The following is a 16,893-nucleotide window of genomic DNA, read 5'->3' as shown; positions in this document are numbered from 1 at the left end:
CCATGCAGCCCTGCCCTCTGTAGGAGCAGCCTTGCGCTGCGAAGAGGCCGGCACAGACAAAACATCTGTTGAAGGCATGCCGGCCCTTTCGCAGCACAAGGCTGCTCCTACAGAACCCCGCCAGGCATCGATGGATTTGCAACAAGAAATTTATTTTCAAAAAGGGCTTGAATTCGGTCCGCGGTTGCCTGACCTTAGAGTCAAGAGGCGCAGAAATTCCAAGGGTCTCAAGGGCCTAGGCGCGTCTCCATGCGAGCAAGCTGAATAAGGATTGAATCATGCAAATCCAGGTCAACAGCAGCAACCATTTCGAAAGCAACGCCCGTCTCGATCAGTGGGTCCGCAGTACCCTGCAGAGCTCTCTGGAACGTTACGAAGAAGACCTCACCCGCATCGAGGTTCACCTGCGCGACGAGAACGGCGCCAAGCCCGGACCGCATGACAAACGCTGCCAGATGGAGGCTCGCCCCAAAGGCCACCAACCGATTTCCGTGACCCATACTGCCACTTCTGTAGACCAGGCAGTCGACGGTGCCGCCACCAAGCTCAACCACGCGCTCGAACACTTCTACGGCAAGCTGCGCAGCAAGCGCGGCGCCCTGGAACTGAGCGACCCGGACGCCTGACCCCAGCAATGAAAACGCCCGGCCAAGTGCCGGGCGTTTTTATTTAAGGCCATTCAAGGGCTCCCTCAATTCACTACCCTCAGCCTTGGCACGGGGAACAGGTTCTCCAGGGTTGTCAGCAAACGCTTGTGATAAAGCGGCTTGCGGAAAAAGTCCACCACCTGCAGGTGCAGCAGTTCGCTGACATCATCCAGGTCGGCCTGCCCGGACATGACAATCACCGGCAGGTGCAGCCGGGCCGTATGCTCGCGCATGCGCCTGATCAAACCGATGCCGCTTTCCTCGGGCATACGCAGGTCGGTGATCACCAGGGCAACGTCCGGATGACGGGTAAGCTGTTGCAAGGCAGCCTGTACCGATGTCGCGGTCAGGCAGGCGAAGCCTTCGTTCTCTAAAAGTTCGGCCAGCTCCAGCAGAACGTCCTGCTCGTCATCCACCAAAAGGATCTGCTGGCGCGAGGAGGCGTTCTGCATGGCGTGGGCTCCTGTTCAATGGTCAAAGGGCATTTTTGATCGTGGTGAAGGTGGCGTTGACGGCCGTGGAGATGTCCCCGACGAATGCGGCCAACACTACTGCAACCATCGTCGCGATGACCGCGTATTCGATACCGGATGCTCCGTCCTTGCGATGCAGGAAGTTCATGCAGTGCAAAATGAACAGTTTCATGGCTCAGCTCCTTGCGGCATGCATGCCGGCGATGGCGGTATCAAAGTGACACCTATTTGCCATCAGCATCGTCAAGCTGGAGAGGTCTGCAAATGTATTAAAGGATTAATTACAAAGTATTAATTCCCGAGAATTAACACCCGTAAATTTGCTAACCCGCTGTATTTCCTCGACTTACTCACAATCCCTAAAAAAACCGCCTTGGCTCATGGCAAATGGTGATGGCTGGGCTACCGTCCTATAGCGAAATAGTGACTTTTTGCCATCAGTCGACGCGTGCAGGGAGGCCGGGATGAGTAGTCGCTTGACCCTGATACTGGCGGCATTCTTCCTGCTGGCAGCGCTGCTGGCAGGCTACTGGGGCATTGTGCTCAGCCGCCCTGCTGCTGTGCCTGCACCGGTTACCCCTGCGGGCGAACAACCGGTTGTCGCCGTCGCCCCACCCCCCGCCGCTCCACCGGAGCCACTGCGTACAGCCGTCGTCGTCCTGCGCAAGGCACTGCCCGCCAATACGCCGATCACTGAAGACGATGTGCTGATCGAGCGCCTGCAGGTAGCCCCCGCCGGGGCCTACCAGCAAACCGCCCAGGTGATCGGGCGAACCAGCGCCAGGCCACTTGCCGCGGGCACCTGGCTGGATGAGTCCAGCTTCCAGGCCGGCGGCCCGCTGGCGCGGATGATCCGCGCCAACGAGCGCGCCGTGGCTGTCGGTGTGGACGAAGTGGTCGGTGCCGCCGGCCAAGTGCGCCCGGGTGACTACGTGGATGTGTTGCTGTTCCTGCGTGAAGAGCCCAACAACCCTCAGTCCTCCGCCCAGGTGGTGCTGCCGGCCTTGCGCGTGCTCAGCGTCGGCGAGCAGACGGGCCTGGCCAACGATGGCCGCCCGGCGCAGACCGCCGAAGAGCAAAAGGCCCGGCGCGAACTGGCCAGCATGAGCGGCAACGGCACCCGCACGGTAGCGCTGGCAGTACCCGAGGCCTTCGCCAGCCGCTTGATGCTGGCTGCCCAGGCCGGCACGTTGCGCCTGGCCGTGCGCAGTGCCGATGAACAACGCCTGGCTCGGTACTGGAACGAACCCGATGTCAAACCGCAGGTAGAAGCCGCCAACCGCGAACTCTACCGCTTCAGCCAGCTGTCCCAGTCGCCGGTGGTCAACGCTGCCAGCCTGGCGACCCGTAACCCCACACCCGCCATGCACATCATCCGTGGCGCACAGGCTGACGATACGAATAAAACCCCCTGACCCGGCAAGGATGCAGCGATGCGTAGTTCCTTTTTGAGACAAGCATGTTGTACCGGGCTGCTGGCCGCGCTGTTGCCCCAGGCGCAGGCGGCGGGCAAAGGCTGCGAAGCGATCAGTCAGCTGCCTTCGGTCATCGAGATAGACCAGGGCCTGCAGCAGGAACTACGCCTGCCGCTGGCGATCAGCCGGGTTGCCGTGGGTGAGCCGAAGGTGGCCGATGTGCAGGCCAGCGGCGAGCGCGGCGTGGTAATTACCGCGGTGGGCCAAGGCAATACCACCCTGATGCTGTGGACGGCATGCGCCCCGTCACCGCACCGGGCCATGGTATTCGTCAAAGGCCGGGCCAGTGCCGACATGGCCGAAGACAGTTTTTTGCCGTCGCAGGATGCGCAACTGATAAGCCAGGTGCAGGCCGACATCCGCTTCGTGGAAGTACGCCGCACCAAATACAAGGAGGCCGGTGCACGATTGTTCTTCAAAGGCTCCAACAATAGCCTGATCGGCTCGCCGGGCACCGTGCCCGGCACGTCCGTCAGCCCCGGTTCGGTCCCCAACGTAACCCCGTCGATCCCCCTCGACGACACCGTCTTCAACATCGTCTGGGGCGGCGGCAGCAGCCGCTTCCTGGCCATGATCAACGCCCTGGAAAACAGCGGCTTCGCCTACACCCTGGCCCGCCCGAGCCTGACCGTGCTCAGCGGCCAGACAGCAAGCTTCCTGGCGGGCGGCGAAATCCCGATCCCGGTGCCCAGCGCGGGCAGCGACAACGTGTCGATCGAATACAAGGAATTTGGCGTACGCCTGGCGCTGACACCGACCGTCATCAGCCAAGGCAGGATCACCCTCAAGGTGGCGCCGGAAGTCAGCGAGCTGGACTACAGCAACGTGGTGACCATCGCCGGCACGCAGGTGCCGGGTTTGACGGTAAGGCGCACCGACACCAGCATTGCCCTGGCCGATGGCGAGAGCTTCATCATCAGCGGCCTGGTCAGCAACAACACCCGTTCCGCCGTAGACCGCCTGCCTGGCCTGGGTAGCCTGCCGGTACTGGGCGCGTTCTTCCGCAACTCGGCCATGCGCCGCGAAGAAACCGAACTGCTGATGATCGTCACCCCGCACCTGGTCCAGCCGCTGGCCGCCAACGCCCGGCTGCCGCAACTGCCGGGCGAGAACCTGCGCACCTACGACCCTAGCTGGGGGCGCTTGTTCTTCCTGGAGAACGGCAACTTCGATGGCCAAGGCGGGTTATCCCAATGAACGAGAGCCTGAACCCCACCTTCCTCGCCATCACCCGCAACGAGGAGGACCTGCACTGGCTGCAAGGCGCACTGGCGCCGCAAGGCCAGGTGATCGGTGCCAGCGCCGGCAGCCTCGACGAGCTGCTGGCGCTGGTTAACGCCACCTTCAGCAACCTGATGTTCATCGGCCTGGACCGCGAACAACTGGTCAGCCAGTGCGCCTTGATCGAGGGGGTGCTGGAGGCCAAGCCGATGCTGGCGATCGTCGCCCTCGGCGATGGCATGGACAACCAACTGGTGCTGCACGCCATGCGCGCTGGCGCCCGCGACTTCGTCGCCTATGGCTCGCGCGCAAGCGAAGTGGCCGGGCTGGTGCGCCGCCTGGGCAAGCGCATGCCGGCGGTGGCCAGCAACCCCGCCCTCGGCGGGCTGACGGTGCTGTTCGGCGTACAAAGCAGTGCCGACGGGGCATTGCTCACTACCCACCTGGCCCGGGTGGTGCAGGAGAGCGGCCAGCAAACCCTGTTGCTGGACCTGGGCCTGCCGCGTGGCGACAGCCTGGCACTGCTCGGCCTGGAAGCGTCGTTCTTCTTCGGCGACGCCCTGCGCCACTTGCGCCGCCTCGACACCACACTGATCGACAGCGCATTCACGCGCGACAAGAAAGGCTTGCGCCTGCTGACCTACGCCGAGGCCGACGACCCGCTGCAGCAGACCAGCGCCGCCGAGCTGTACATGCTGTTGAGCGCCCTGCGCCAGCATTTCCAGCACATCGTCGTGAACCTGACCGGGCATGCCGACAGCGAAGCCCTGCGCACGTTGGTGAGCCATTGCGACAAACTGATCGTCTACACCGACCAGAACATCCTCGACTGCCGGCGCAACCTTGAAGTGCTCGACCTGTGGCGTGACCACGGCATGAAGCTGGAGCACGCCAGCCTGTTGGTGGACCGTTATCTGAACAACGTTGCACCCGACGCCGATACCCTGGCCAAACGCTACGGGCTGCCCTTGCTCAAGGCCATCCCCTACAGCCCGGAAGTGCGCCTGAACGTGAAAAACCAAGGCCTGAGCCTGTTCGAACTGGCCCCGCGTGAAAACCTCACTCAAGCCCTGCGTAGCCTGGGCGAACGCCTGGCACGGCGCTCGGAAAACCTCGCACCACCCGCCTTCACCTGGCTGCGTCGGCTTTGGGGGAGCAAATGAGCAATGACCAACCCTTTGGTGGCCCGCAACACGCCTCCGGCGACCCCTACGCGCTAAAGCGTGCACTGCACCGCTTTGCCATCGACGCCATCGAGGACAGCGGCCGCAACCTGCTCGAAGGCGCCCGGCCAGCGCTGACCCAGTTCGTGCTGGAGCAGGTGGGCGATTACGTCGCGCGGCTACGCCTGGCCATGTCGCGCTACGAAATGGAGCGCCTGGCCGAAGAGCTGGTGGATGAGCTGACCGGTTTCGGCCCGCTGGAAGTGTTGCTGCGTGACCCCACCGTCACGGAAATCCTGGTCAACGGGCCGCACCGGGTGTTCGTCGAACGGGCGGGCCTGTTGCAGCAAACCGACCTGCGCTTTATCGACGCCCACCATGTGGAGCGTGTGATGCAGCGCATCCTCGCCCCGCTTGGCCGGCGCCTGGATGAATCCTCGCCAATGGTCGACGCACGCATGCCCGATGGCAGCCGGGTGAATGCGATCATTCCGCCTGTAGCACTGGACGGCCCGTGCCTGTCGATCCGCAAGTTCCGCCAGGACATGCTCAAGAGTGCCGACCTGCTGGCCACCCGCGCCATCGACCAGCACATCTTCGACTTCTTCGAGCGCGCCGTGGGCAAACGTTGCAACATTCTGGTCAGCGGCGGTACCGGCACCGGCAAGACCACCTTGCTGAACATCCTCAGCCAGATGATCGCGCCTCGCGAACGCCTGGTGACCATCGAAGACGTCGCCGAACTGAATTTGCACCATCCCCACGTGGTGCGCCTGGAAACCCGCCCGCCAAATGCCGAAGGGCATGGCGAAGTCAAAGCCAGCGAACTGATCCGCAACGCCCTGCGCATGCGGCCCGACCGCATCATCCTGGGTGAGATACGCGGCAGCGAAGTGCTCGACGTGCTCACCGCAATGAACACCGGCCACGATGGCTCGATGAGCACGGTGCACGCCAACACCGCCCAGGATGCGCTGCTGCGCCTGGAAACCCTGGTCGGCCTGAGCGGCCGGCAGATTGCCGAAAAGACCATGCGGCAAATGGTTTGCGCGGCGCTGGATGTGGTGATCCAGCTGACCCGCCTGCCCGATGGCCGACGCTGCGTCAGCGAGGTGCTGGAAGTGGTCGGCGTGCGCGATGAGGTGTACGTGACCAACACCCTGTTCCGCCTCGATCGTCGTGGCGGCGATACCTTTCTGCGCGAAGCCCCCAACCCGGCAGGCAGCAAGCTGCACGCAGAGGGGCTGCTGTGACCGGCCCCGTGCTGCTGGCACTGTCCCCGCTGCTGCTGGGCGTGGCCTTGCTGCTGCTGCGCCGTGGCCTGTACAAGCGGCACGAAGAGCGCATCCTGCAACGCTTGGGGCGGGCGTTCAGCATTGTGCGCAATGGCACCGCCCGGCGCGAATGGCTCGACGCCCTGCTGCAACGCGCCGGTTTGGGGGCTATCGACTTTGAGCCACAACGCTGGTTACTGGCGTGGCTGGCCGTGGTGCTGCTGGCGCTGATCGTTGCCGGCTGGGTGGCCGCCTTGATGCTGCTGATCGGCCTGCCGACACTGGCGTACCTGACCCTGAGCTGGCAAAGCCGCCGGCAGATGCGGCAAATCGTCGACCAGTTGCCCAGCCTGCTGGACTACAGCGTTCGCAGCCTGAAGGCCGGCCGCACCCTCAATGACGCGGTGCTGGGCGGCATCGACAGCAGCCGCGACCCCCTGCGCTCCGCCATGGCGCGGGTGCGGCGCAACGTACAGTTGGGCGTGGCGCTGGAGGATGCCGTGAGCGAGCTGGCCGAACTGCACCAGCAGGACGAACTGCGGCTGTTCGCCCTCGGCTTGCGCATCAACCAGCGCTACGGCGGCAATGCCAGCGAACTGATGGAAAACCTGATCAAGCTGATCCGCGAGCGTGAACAAGGGGCGCGTCAGCTCAAGGCGATGACCGGCGAAACCCGCATTACCGCGATCATTCTCGGGTCGTTACCGCTGGCCATGGTCGGCTACTTCATGATGGCCAACCCGCATTACCTGTTGGCCATGTGGCGCGACAGCAGCGGCCAGATGATGCTGTTGCTGGCCTTTGCCCTGCAGGTGCTCGGTTGCCTGGTGCTGTGGCGAATGATGAGGAGCCTGTGATCATGGCCTTGCTGATCTGCGCCCTGTGCCTGTTCATCGCCGCCAGCCTGTTTGGTCTACAGGTTATTCGCCAATGGCGAGCGCGGGTACTGGTGACCCGACGTCTGCAAGGGCGACTGACCCGCGACGAACGCCTGGGCGACTGGCTGCAGTGGCTGGGCAACAGCGTGTGGGGGCAGCGGCTACAGAAATTCGACGGCGAAAGCCAGGCCCTGCTTGAGCGGATCGGCTGGCGCCGCAGCCGCCAGCGCGCCCTGTTTGCCGCTGTTCAGCTGGGCCTGCCGCTGCTGGCCGTGGCGCTGACGCTGTTGTTGCAACAGGGGTTCAAGGGCAGCGCCGCGGCCGGCTGGATGGTCTGGCCATTGTGCGCACTGGGCGTCGGTTACCTGTTGCCCAAACGCCTGTTGGCCGTGGCTGCGGCCCGTCGCCAGCGGCGCATCGCAGAAGAGGTCAGCCTGATGATCCCCTTGCTGCGGATTCTCTTCGAGACGGGCCTGGCCGTTGAACAGGCCCTGCGCGTGCTGAGCCACGAAGGCCGGACGCTGATCCCGCACATCAGCGCAGAGCTGCGCCAGGTGCTGCAGCGGGTGGATTCGGGCATGGCGCTCGGCCCGGAGCTGGAAAAGGTCGCCCAGTTGCTGGCTGTGGATGAGTTCACCGATACCTGCGTCATCCTGCGCCAGTTGCTGACACAGGGCAGCGGCGCAATGAAGTCGTTGCAGGCACTGAAGGCGCTGCTCGACGACCGTCGCCTGACCCGTCTGCAAGAACGGGTATCGATGATGTCGGCAAAGATGTCGGCAGTGATGATGGTGTTCCTGTTTCCGGCCTTGCTCATTGTCCTTGCCGGGCCAGGCTTTTCTGCATTGGCGCGGGCGTTGAGCCCATGAGGACTGATTGATGAAGACAATCCTGTTGTGCGCAAGCCTGGTGTTGCTGACCGGATGCGCCGGGCAACAGCCCGAAGGCCTGCGCCAGTTGTTCGCCACCGCCAGTTGCAGCAAGCCGGACGCCGACCAGCAACTGGCACTGAACCTGGCAGACGAAATGCTCAACGACGGGCGCCCGCACGCCAGCCTTGCCCATCTGCAGCAACTGCCGGACACCTTCGACCAGGTGCGCCTGCGCAAGGCCAAGGTGTCACGGCTGCTTGGCCTCAGCGAGGCCGAGCCCTTGTACCGCAGCCTGCTCGGCGGTTGCCTGGCTGCCGAAGGCGAGCACGGCCTGGGCCAACTGGCATCGGCCCGCGGTGACGACGTACAGGCCCTGCAAAACCTGCAACGCGCCGTACGGCTTGCGCCTACCGACGAGCGGGTGCGCAACGACCTTGGCGTGGTGCTGATGAACCTGGGGCGCTATGACCAGGCGCGCTTCGAGTTGCTGACGGCAATCGAACTGAAGGACGACAACACGCTGTCTGCGGTCAACCTGGTGACCTTGGCGCTGGTGCAGGACAACTGGCAGCAGGCCACCGACCTGGTCGGCCGGCTGCAGCTCAAAGCCGGGCAATTTGCCGAAGCCCAGGCGCGGGCCGGCAAGATCAAGGCCGGCGGCCGAGGCCCGATTGCATCGGCCAGGGCCCCGGACATGATGGTCAATTGATACGCGGAGGTGATCATGATCAGATACGTGATGCTACTGGCCTGCTGCGTAGCCAGCGCGACGTTGATGGCCGAGGAATACCCGCGCCATGCCCCTGCGGACGAAACGGCCACCGAACGGCTGTTGCGCGTGCAGTCCAGCGGCGAGCAGGCATCCACGCGCCTGCAGGTGCAAACCGCGCGGGAGCGTGACCAGTCCATGCAGCGCTGGCTGGATACCTACAAGTACGAAATCCCCGACTTCTACCGCTGGACCAAGATGACAGAGCGGAATAATTAGTTCGCGGGTATTTTTGCGTCGCCTGTTAGATCGAGCGCCGCCCGCGCGGCGCTCGATCTAACAGGCGACGCGATACTCAAAGCCAGGCAAGCGAAACGGCAAAACCGGCCAGCAAAAAAGGCGCAAACGGCCTCTTCTCCCCCGGCTGGCGTGCCCTGCGCCGCATCATCTGCCATGCCACCAGTGCCACTCCGGCACCAATGAAGGTACCGAGAACGTGGTCCACGCTGGTAGCCAGCGCCAGCGCGCCAAGCAGCTTGACGTCCCCAGCCCCGAACTGGCCGAGCATGTAGCCAGGCAGCGTCAGTAGCAAAACGATGACGAAAGCCAGTGCCGCATCGCTGCCCTTGGCACCTAGCCAGCTGTGCCCGGTGGCCAGCAACCAGGCCAGCGCACAGGCGGCAACACCGAGCGTAAGGACATTGGAAATCTGCCGCTCCCGGGCATCCTGACCGGCGCACAATGCAAGCCAGACAAGCACTGCAAGGCTGTGTATAGGCAATTGGCCATCCCTGTTCGTCGATCGGTTCTATGCTGTTACTCAGGATTCATGGTCAGGGTAGACGCAATCATGAAAGCAGGCCCGGCAAAACGGCAAAACGGCGCAGCGGCCATTGAGTTCGCGGCCGTATTCATGATTTTTTTCGCGGTGTTCTACGGCCTGGTCAGCTACACCTTGCCCATGCTGATGCTGCAGTCATTCAACCAGGCCAGCGCCGAGGCCGTGCGGCGCTGCGTGGCCCTGGACCCGAACAGCGCCAGCTACACCACCGATGTGCAGAACCTGGCCCACCAGGTCATCGGCCAACAGTTGCAGTGGATGCCCGCCGCGTTCAACTTCCAGCCCGCCAGTGACGCGCAGGTAACCCTGGGCGCCAACAAATTGCTGACCGTGACCATCAATTACCCCAAAACGAAACTGACCAACGTGCTGCCGATGCTGGTCCTGCCGCTGATCGGTGAAGTGCCGCGCCTGCCCGATCGCCTGCGGGCCGAAGCGAGCTTGCAGCTATGAGCGGCCTGTTCGATCGCTGGCTGGGCGGCCCGGCCACCGCGCAGCCCGAGCCTGCCCCGCAAGCGGTGGGCCTGCAACTCTGGCTGGATGACCAAGGGCATGTGCTGCGCCTGGCCGGGCCCTTGCGCACGGTGCTGCCTGCAAACTCACACAGCGCCCCGCGTGTGCATGACTACCTACAACGGCAAAGCTGGCTGGTACTTGAAGGCCCCCCCGCCGACTGGCTGGGGCAACCGCTGGACCTTGATTTTGCGACCGTGCACGGCCCTGCCCTGCACACCCGTGGCTGGCTTCAGCGACAGGCCGATGGCTGGCTGCTGCAGATGTTCGATATCGGTGACCTGCTGGGCGAACGCGAGCAGCACGGCCATCGCCTCACCCAGCAGAAGCTGGCAACGGAGCTTGGCCGCAGCCTGCGCGACTGCGACGAAGAACGCCTGCTGCTGACAGCCACCGAACAACTGCAGCAACTGGCCGAGCACTGGCATGCCGGCTCTGTGCGCCTGATGCTGCCGGGCGATAGCGGCTGGTACACCTACACCTGCAGCGACAACGACTGGCCCTGGGCCGAGGACGAGCGCTTGCGCCCCTGGCTGCAAACACTACCGCCACGGGGCCGCGAAATAGCTGCTGGAAACCCGCTGTTGCAGCCATCGTGCGCCGGTTTGCCATTGTTGGCCGTGCCCTACCTGCACGGCCATACCGTGCAGGCCTGGTTGCTGTGCGCGGGCGCGCCACGGCCGCCGACCAGCGAAACGGTCGCTGCCTTGCTGCAGGCGCTGATCGAGCCCCTGCTCACTCGCCTGCGTCAGCAGCAGTTGCGGCAACGCTCACGTCACCTGGATGAACTGCAACAGCAGCTGGGCGCTGGCTGGTGGTCATGGCCCCTGCAGGGCCCGCTGCAGTTTGACCCGGCCCTGGCCTTGCGCCTGGGCTTACCGCCGGAAGCCACCGCCGAGCAATGGTTGGGGCGCTTGCACCCGGCCGACCGCGAAGCCGCACGCATGGCGCTGGAGCAACTGCGCGAAGGCATTGCCTTGAACCTGAGCCTGCGCCTTCTGCCAGCCAACAGCCTGGCAAGCCCGCGCTGGCTGCAGTGGGTAGGCCAGTTGCAAGGCCGTCAGGTCCAAGGATTTCTGCTCGATATCAGCGCGCTGAAGGCCCAGGAGCTGCAGGCCGGCGCCGCACGCGCGCGGCTGGAAAACCTGATCGCCAGCTCGCCCGCAGTGATTTACGTCCAGCGCTATGCCGAAGGCGCACTGCACAGTGAATTCTTCAGCGCCAGCCTGACGCCAGTGCTGGGCTGGGAGCCGGACAGCGAACAGGCCCGCCAGCCAGGCCAGACGCTGCACCCCGACGACCGCTGGTTGTGGCTGGAACGCACCCGCACGCTGTTGCGCGACGGCCAGGTCCGCAGCCGCTACCGCCTGCGCGACCACCTTGGCCGCTACCACTGGATACTGGACGAAGCCCGCCTGCTGCGTGACGACCTGGGCCAGCCTGTCGAGGCAGTCGGCCTGTGGCTGGACGTCAGCGAAGCGACCGAGGCGGCCGAGCAAGTGCGCCAGAGCGAGGAGCGCTACCGCGTGCTGGTAGAAGACTCGCCGGCCATGATCTGCCGCTACCGCCCAGACCTCGAACTGCTGTTTGGCAACCACCCGCTAGCCGAACAGCTGGAGTGCGCACCACAACAATTGACGGGCATGAACCTTGGTCAGTGGCTATCCGACAGCCAACGTGCGGCCTTTCTCCAGCGCCTGGCGCGGTTGACGCCGGCGCAGCCCTTGGCCAGTGCCGAAATCTGCCTGCAACTGCCCGGGCGCAGAACAGCCTGGTGGGTGTGGGCCGAGCGTGGCCTGTTCGATGAGCACGGCCAGTTGCAGGAAGTGCAGGCGGTGGGGCGCGACAATACCGAGGTACGCCACAGCCAGCAGCAACTGCTGCAAGGGGCCAAGATGGCCACCTTGGGCGAATTGGCAACGGGCCTGGTGCATGAAATCAACCAGCCGTTGAGCACCATGCGCCTGGCGCTGGTCAATACCCTCAAGCGCCTGGAAAGCGGTGAGGTCGATGCCGAGTACGTGACGGGCAAGCTGCAACGCATCGACGCCCAGGTGGAGCGCGTGGCGCACCTGGTGGAGCACCTGCGCACCTATGGGCGCCGCTCCGAGGTCGAACAGCATGTGTTCGCGGCGTGGGTAGCAGTGCACGGTGCGCTGGGGTTGCTGGCGGAAGGGTTGACCGGCAAAGGCGTGGCATTGCACATCGAAGAGCCCGACCTGTGCCCGGAAGTACTGGGCCATGAGGACCAGCTCGAACAGGTGCTGATCAACCTGCTGGTCAATGCCCGTGATGCGCTGCTCGAACGGCGGGTTGCCAAGCCGCGGATCAGTGTGAGCCAGCGCGTCGAGGAAGGGCAACTGTGCCTGCTGGTGGAAGATAACGGCGGCGGCATCGACCCGCGCCTGCTCGAGCGCATCTTCGAACCGTTCTTCACCACCAAGCCCGCCGGCATGGGCACCGGCCTCGGTTTGTCGGTCAGCCACAGCATCGTCGAAGCAATGGGCGGCCGGCTGGAAGCGCACAACTGCAACGAAGGTGCGTGCTTGCGGGTGTGGTTGCCGCTTTACAGTGCCAGCTGAGCGCGGCCGCCAGAGCAACTGAGGTTGGCGCCGACTTCGGCGTTGACCAGGTCGATGCCCAATACTTTCAGCAGCACGTTTATTATTGGATCGAGCAACGGACTGAGCAGGTTTTTGATCAGGGAATTAACGATGCCCGATATCTCGTTGAGTACGCTGGTGACGATCACCAATACTGCGCCAAGACCGCTGTTACCGATGGGTTTGTAGGCTTCCAGATGTACGCCCGACAGGGTGTCGCTGAGGCTGCCGACGACGTTGTCGTTGGCTGTCTTCGTTTTCAGGAAGAACGGAGCCTGGCCGATGTTGGGCGGCGTGCTGGAGGGCGTTTGGAAGACCAGCGGGCGCTCTGATGCACCGCTACCCAGAACCTTGGTATCGACGCGAAGGCCCAGACCACCGCCACCGAATGGAACACGTGCATCGCAACCCAGCAAACCACACTTCTTTGTACCGATATCTACCAAAGGCAGCGCTTTTACCTCAAGGATACCTTTGTTGAAGAAGTCGTCCGGCGAGGCAAGACGACCTATCGCAATTTTGGCTGCAGAACTTTGAGTTTGAGCAGTCAGACGCTTGGGCGCGCAGTTGAACGTGTCTGAAGATTGCGGATTCAAGCGTGCTGTCGCTTCACCGCCCATCAGGCCAATGTCTACCTTCAAAGCATCCGGAACGAGCTGGATATCACTGCGGGTGCATGACAGGCAAAGCAGAGAGGACAAATCGAGGCTGAGCAAACTATTGACCAGACTGGTCAAGGGTGAAAGAAGATTGAGTACCGCATTTGCCAATCCCAAGACTGTACTGAGCAACGGCAGATCCAACGAAATCATCGTTCGTACTTGTGCCGTTTGCACACGTAATTCATCAGTACGTGGATCACCAACAGCCGAAATCTGCATTGGCTCAATGATCTTCAAGCGCAGTCGACCATTTACCAGCCCCAGCGCGCTAATGTTTGAGTCGACAGAAACTGCGTTTTCGTTAAGTGCCAGGAGAATTACCCCCTGCACAAGTTGCAGTAACTGGATGTTGGCATCCAGCCCGGATTGGACAGTACCGTTCTGGATATTCAGTAGTTCGTTCAAGTGCAGAAGCGTACCATTGCCCACACCCAACGCCACAGTGCCCAAGTCAGTCAACACCTTGGCGGCAGGCCCGCTTTGCTGTAGTACCTTGATGGCAGCCTGTACCAGTTGTGTAGCTGTTGCATTGGCAGTCAGCAATTGCTTGTAATCACCGGCAGTCAGCTTCAGTTCGATCATCAATGCGTCAATGTAACTCAGCAAGTTGATGTCTGTGGCAGCAAGCCCTTGCCAGCCCGCCAGATCAAGCTGTGCGCCGCCCCCCAAGGCGCCGAGCAGGGCATTGAGGAAAACCGACTGCCGCGAATCGACGGTCGCCAGCGTGGTCCGAATACTCAACATCGCCTGCGGCGGCAGCGGCGACGATGCCACTGCATGCGCCTGCAAGGTCGTGGTCAACGGCACACCACTGCCCTGCGCCAGGCTATACACCCCCGCCGCAAGACTGGTGGGCACCGTGTTGCTCACATCCACGCGGATGGCTTCATTGCGATTGTTGTCACTGGTGAAGGTGCGCAAGCTGTTGGCGCCAGTCTGCAAGTACCCGCAACTGGCCGTCAGCGGGTTGCTGGCCGCGTGGCCGTTGCGGGTGGCGGCGGTGCGGGCAATCGTGTTGGCCTGGGGCCCGCTGCCGGTGCACACGGCAAACTGGCCTGCCGCCTCCAGCGCCGACATGTCGGCAATGCGCTGCAGCTTGCGCTGCTCCAGGTACAGGCGCCCGCTGTCGATCACCACCAGCATGAACAACAGGGCAAGGCCCAGGGTTATCACCGCCATGAGGCCAATTGCGCCACGTTGACGGGCAGCAGATGAGGGAACCACGGGCACTCCTTTGCCGGCCACTGGCCATGCGTCGCGGCTGCGATTCAAGGAGTGTAGTTGCGATAATGGCTAATTGCCTGCCAGGAACCAACCTGGCAGTGCTCGGTCAACTTCTGCAGACATTCTTCGCAGGGCCCCAGGCATGAACAACCCTTTCGACCGAATCAGTGCTGCATTCGCCCCCGAATACCGGGTCAACCTGAGCATCGCCAACCTCGACGGCAGCATCATGCTGACCCTCTCGGACGACGCCGGCGTGGTCGCCAAGCGCCTCATCACCCAGGCCCAGCGCAACGACCCGGTGCGCCTGCAACGGGTGATCGACAGCATCCGCCTGGGCCTTGCCATCGAACTCAGCCAGAACCCCATGCAGGTGCTGGCCGCGCTGACCCGTGACGCCCGCCACGAGCCGCGCGATTTCGTTGCCAACTGAGGGCTACTTGGCCTCTTCCACTTCCTTGCCGCTGGCATCCAGCACCTTGGTCGAGAACACCCACAGAAGGCACGCGAGCGCGGTGTTCACCATGCACTACAGGAAGTAGAAGTTGGAGGTTTCGCCACTACGCTCCCACAATTGTGAAATCGTTATCTAAGCGATGGCCTTTTGACACCTTCTGTTTTGTGATAATTTCCAACATGCCTACACTTGGAAAGGATTCAAATCAAGATGCGTATAAAAAAATTAAGATTATTCAATGGCTATAAGCGTTTCCATGATTTAACAATTGACTTGGGAGATAATCCGGCAAGGATCGTGGCGCTAGTTGGGGCAAACGGAAGTGGTAAAAGCAGCATTTTAGATGGGATACTCTTTCATCATACTGCATATGGTGCTTTAGGAAGTAAAGGTAGCAAAGACCACCTTTACCACTCCATGCACAACGACCCTTCGTTTAACTATCAAAGCGTTCAGCTTGAGTTTGATTCGGGCGACTACTGGACCACAAGAGAAATGAGAAAAGGTAAAGAAAACACTCTTTTCTCTTTCCGAAGCCCATACAGATATAACTCACTCCTGAACGTCACTCAAAGCATTGCAGTTCCAGAGATATATTTAAATAACTATGGAGCCAGCGCAGCTTCCGACCTTGACGACAAAATGGAAGAAAATTACAGAAGGCTAAACATCAAATTTTCTAATTTTATGCATCAAGCAGATTGCAAGCCGAGCGAAGCCAAAGCAAAAATTATAGGGGATTTAAACAACTCAATAAAAAATTGTTTAGATCTGGAAATCGACAATATCGGCAACATAGAAAGCAGTCAAGGAACATTATTCTTCAAAAAGCCCGACCACCCCAACACCTTTTCATTTAACGTCCTTTCATCGGGAGAAAAGGAAGTTGTCGACATACTCCTGGATCTCTATCTAAGACAAGAAGAATATAACAATACAATTTTTCTTCTGGACGAGCCTGAACTTCATATCAACACCTCCATACAAAAAAACCTTCTTAAAGAAATAAACAAGCTAATTGGAAATAACTGTCAACTTTGGCTAACAACCCATAGCATCGGGTTTATTCGAGCATTACAAGACGAGCTAAAAGAAGAATGTCAAATAATCTACTTCGATGATGACTACAGGCTAGCATCCGAAACTAGAACCCTTACTGCAGCCCCCAAGACCACAGCTATGTGGCGAAAGATTTTTGGGGTCGCGTTAGATGACCTTACTCATCTCCTAAGTCCGAAGCGTATAGTGTACTGCGAAGGCCGCGACAGTCCGGGGAGTGGTGGTAGAGAGCGTGGCATGGATGCACAGGCATACAATTCAATTTTCAACAGCAAGTATCCTGACACCTTATTTGTATCTAGCGGCGGAAATACGGAGCTAGACAAAAGAAGTGACATAGCGATTGCCATACTTTCCAAGGCCTTACCAACCTTGGAGATATTGGTACTTAAAGATCGAGATTCTGGATCTGGCAGGTGTGTATCTGCAGAGGAAAGACTCCTTTACCTTGACATGAACGCGGATCATCACCGCATGCTTGATCGCTGGGAGATCGAGAACTACCTATTCAGTAAAGACGCCTTGATTAGTTACTGCAAGAAGAACAAACTCGACTTTAATGAAGAAGCTTATGATCACCTCGTCGAGGACATTCAAAATCAAAGCATAAAAGAACTATCAAACCACTTCAGAAATATTTGCAGCATAAAAACAAATATAAATCCGGAGGTTTTCAAACTTAAGATCGCAGAATGCCTCCCTGAAAACTCCGAAACATATAGGGATCTCGAAAAATCAATTTTCCTGGTACCTAAAATCTGAGAGATCTAGGTCGGGCGCGACAACGAGTCCGACCTTCCTGAGCCAAATTCACGCGAATAT

The 16,893-nt window shown here is 60.9% G+C and carries 17 protein-coding genes; 13 read left to right on the top strand and 4 right to left on the bottom strand.

Going from position 1 to position 16,893, the window contains the following annotated elements; genetic code table 11:
* Nucleotides 1-278: 278 nt before the first annotated feature.
* On the top strand, nt 279-626 hold the full coding sequence (locus tag E8E78_RS13665; RefSeq protein ID WP_016489041.1) for an HPF/RaiA family ribosome-associated protein: 348 nt from the start codon (nt 279-281) through the stop codon (nt 624-626).
* A 65-nt stretch (nt 627-691) separates the two neighbouring features.
* Here E8E78_RS13665 and E8E78_RS13660 read toward each other — a convergent pair whose 3' ends face one another.
* Together E8E78_RS13660 and E8E78_RS13655 are read right to left on the bottom strand one after the other, a co-directional pair.
* Nucleotides 692-1,099 (bottom strand): response regulator, encoded by a 408-nt coding sequence (locus E8E78_RS13660; protein ID WP_016497974.1) that lies wholly within the window; start codon nt 1,097-1,099, stop codon nt 692-694.
* Between the two features lie 22 nt (nt 1,100-1,121).
* Nucleotides 1,122-1,292: a Flp family type IVb pilin gene (locus tag E8E78_RS13655; RefSeq protein WP_016497973.1), complete on the bottom strand. Its 171-nt coding sequence runs from the start codon at nt 1,290-1,292 to the stop codon at nt 1,122-1,124.
* Nucleotides 1,293-1,584: 292 nt separating this feature from the next.
* Between E8E78_RS13655 and cpaB the strand changes: the two genes are divergently transcribed.
* The 8 genes from cpaB to E8E78_RS13615 are packed head-to-tail and all read left to right on the top strand — an operon-like array spanning nt 1,585 to nt 8,991.
* On the top strand, nt 1,585-2,535 hold the full coding sequence (cpaB, locus tag E8E78_RS13650) for a Flp pilus assembly protein CpaB (RefSeq protein WP_280313113.1): 951 nt from the start codon (nt 1,585-1,587) through the stop codon (nt 2,533-2,535).
* An 18-nt stretch (nt 2,536-2,553) separates the two neighbouring features.
* Complete coding sequence (locus E8E78_RS13645; protein WP_016497971.1) at nt 2,554-3,792, top strand: type II and III secretion system protein family protein; 1,239 nt, start codon at nt 2,554-2,556, stop codon at nt 3,790-3,792.
* Nucleotides 3,789-4,979, top strand: coding sequence for a hypothetical protein (locus E8E78_RS13640; protein ID WP_016497970.1), 1,191 nt, complete (start codon nt 3,789-3,791; stop codon nt 4,977-4,979). Before E8E78_RS13645 ends, E8E78_RS13640 begins: the two co-directional genes overlap by 4 nt.
* Nucleotides 4,976-6,232 carry a CpaF family protein gene (locus E8E78_RS13635; protein WP_016497969.1) on the top strand — a complete coding sequence of 419 codons (1,257 nt, stop codon included), beginning with the start codon at nt 4,976-4,978 and terminating at the stop codon, nt 6,230-6,232. The genes E8E78_RS13640 and E8E78_RS13635 overlap by 4 nt, the downstream gene beginning before the upstream one ends.
* Entirely contained in the window at nt 6,229-7,110 is an 882-nt protein-coding gene (locus E8E78_RS13630; protein ID WP_274137680.1) for a type II secretion system F family protein, read from the top strand. The genes E8E78_RS13635 and E8E78_RS13630 overlap by 4 nt, the downstream gene beginning before the upstream one ends.
* A 2-nt stretch (nt 7,111-7,112) precedes the next feature.
* Nucleotides 7,113-8,000, top strand: a complete 888-nt coding sequence (locus E8E78_RS13625; protein WP_049275428.1) for a type II secretion system F family protein — start codon at nt 7,113-7,115, stop codon at nt 7,998-8,000.
* A 10-nt stretch (nt 8,001-8,010) separates the two neighbouring features.
* Nucleotides 8,011-8,712, top strand: coding sequence for a tetratricopeptide repeat protein (locus tag E8E78_RS13620; RefSeq protein WP_016497966.1), 702 nt, complete (start codon nt 8,011-8,013; stop codon nt 8,710-8,712).
* Between the two features lie 15 nt (nt 8,713-8,727).
* The gene (locus E8E78_RS13615; RefSeq protein ID WP_059395172.1) at nt 8,728-8,991 is read left to right on the top strand and encodes a DUF3613 domain-containing protein; all 264 of its coding nucleotides are present in this window, start codon (nt 8,728-8,730) and stop codon (nt 8,989-8,991) included.
* Nucleotides 8,992-9,067: 76 nt separating this feature from the next.
* On the opposite strand, the gene E8E78_RS13610 is transcribed toward E8E78_RS13615, so the two are convergent.
* Nucleotides 9,068-9,487 carry an A24 family peptidase gene (locus E8E78_RS13610; protein WP_041167959.1) on the bottom strand — a complete coding sequence of 140 codons (420 nt, stop codon included), beginning with the start codon at nt 9,485-9,487 and terminating at the stop codon, nt 9,068-9,070.
* Between the two features lie 75 nt (nt 9,488-9,562).
* Here E8E78_RS13610 and E8E78_RS13605 point away from each other — a divergent pair, with 75 nt between their 5' ends.
* Both E8E78_RS13605 and E8E78_RS13600 read left to right on the top strand, forming a co-directional pair.
* On the top strand, nt 9,563-10,006 hold the full coding sequence (locus E8E78_RS13605) for a TadE/TadG family type IV pilus assembly protein (protein WP_041167554.1): 444 nt from the start codon (nt 9,563-9,565) through the stop codon (nt 10,004-10,006).
* Nucleotides 10,003-12,648: an ATP-binding protein gene (locus E8E78_RS13600; RefSeq protein ID WP_280313120.1), complete on the top strand. Its 2,646-nt coding sequence runs from the start codon at nt 10,003-10,005 to the stop codon at nt 12,646-12,648. The genes E8E78_RS13605 and E8E78_RS13600 overlap by 4 nt, the downstream gene beginning before the upstream one ends.
* Here E8E78_RS13600 and E8E78_RS13595 read toward each other — a convergent pair.
* Complete coding sequence (locus tag E8E78_RS13595; RefSeq protein ID WP_232861767.1) at nt 12,633-14,555, bottom strand: pilus assembly protein TadG-related protein; 1,923 nt, start codon at nt 14,553-14,555, stop codon at nt 12,633-12,635. The two genes, E8E78_RS13600 and E8E78_RS13595, sit on opposite strands and share 16 nt — an antisense overlap.
* Before the next feature lie 142 nt (nt 14,556-14,697).
* On the opposite strand from E8E78_RS13595, the gene E8E78_RS13590 reads away from it, so the two are divergent.
* Together E8E78_RS13590 and E8E78_RS13585 are read left to right on the top strand one after the other, a co-directional pair.
* Entirely contained in the window at nt 14,698-14,988 is a 291-nt protein-coding gene (locus tag E8E78_RS13590) for a DUF3509 domain-containing protein (RefSeq protein WP_280313123.1), read from the top strand.
* A 234-nt stretch (nt 14,989-15,222) separates the two neighbouring features.
* Complete coding sequence (locus E8E78_RS13585) at nt 15,223-16,833, top strand: ATP-binding protein (protein ID WP_280313124.1); 1,611 nt, start codon at nt 15,223-15,225, stop codon at nt 16,831-16,833.
* The last annotated feature ends 60 nt before the right edge of the window (nt 16,834-16,893 follow it).

Origin of the sequence: Pseudomonas sp. BN505 (assembly GCF_029873175.1) — a bacterium.
Lineage (GTDB): Bacteria > Pseudomonadota > Gammaproteobacteria > Pseudomonadales > Pseudomonadaceae > Aquipseudomonas > Aquipseudomonas putida.
Note: the sequence above shows the minus strand (reverse complement) of the source record. Positions and strands in the feature narration are given on the sequence as shown.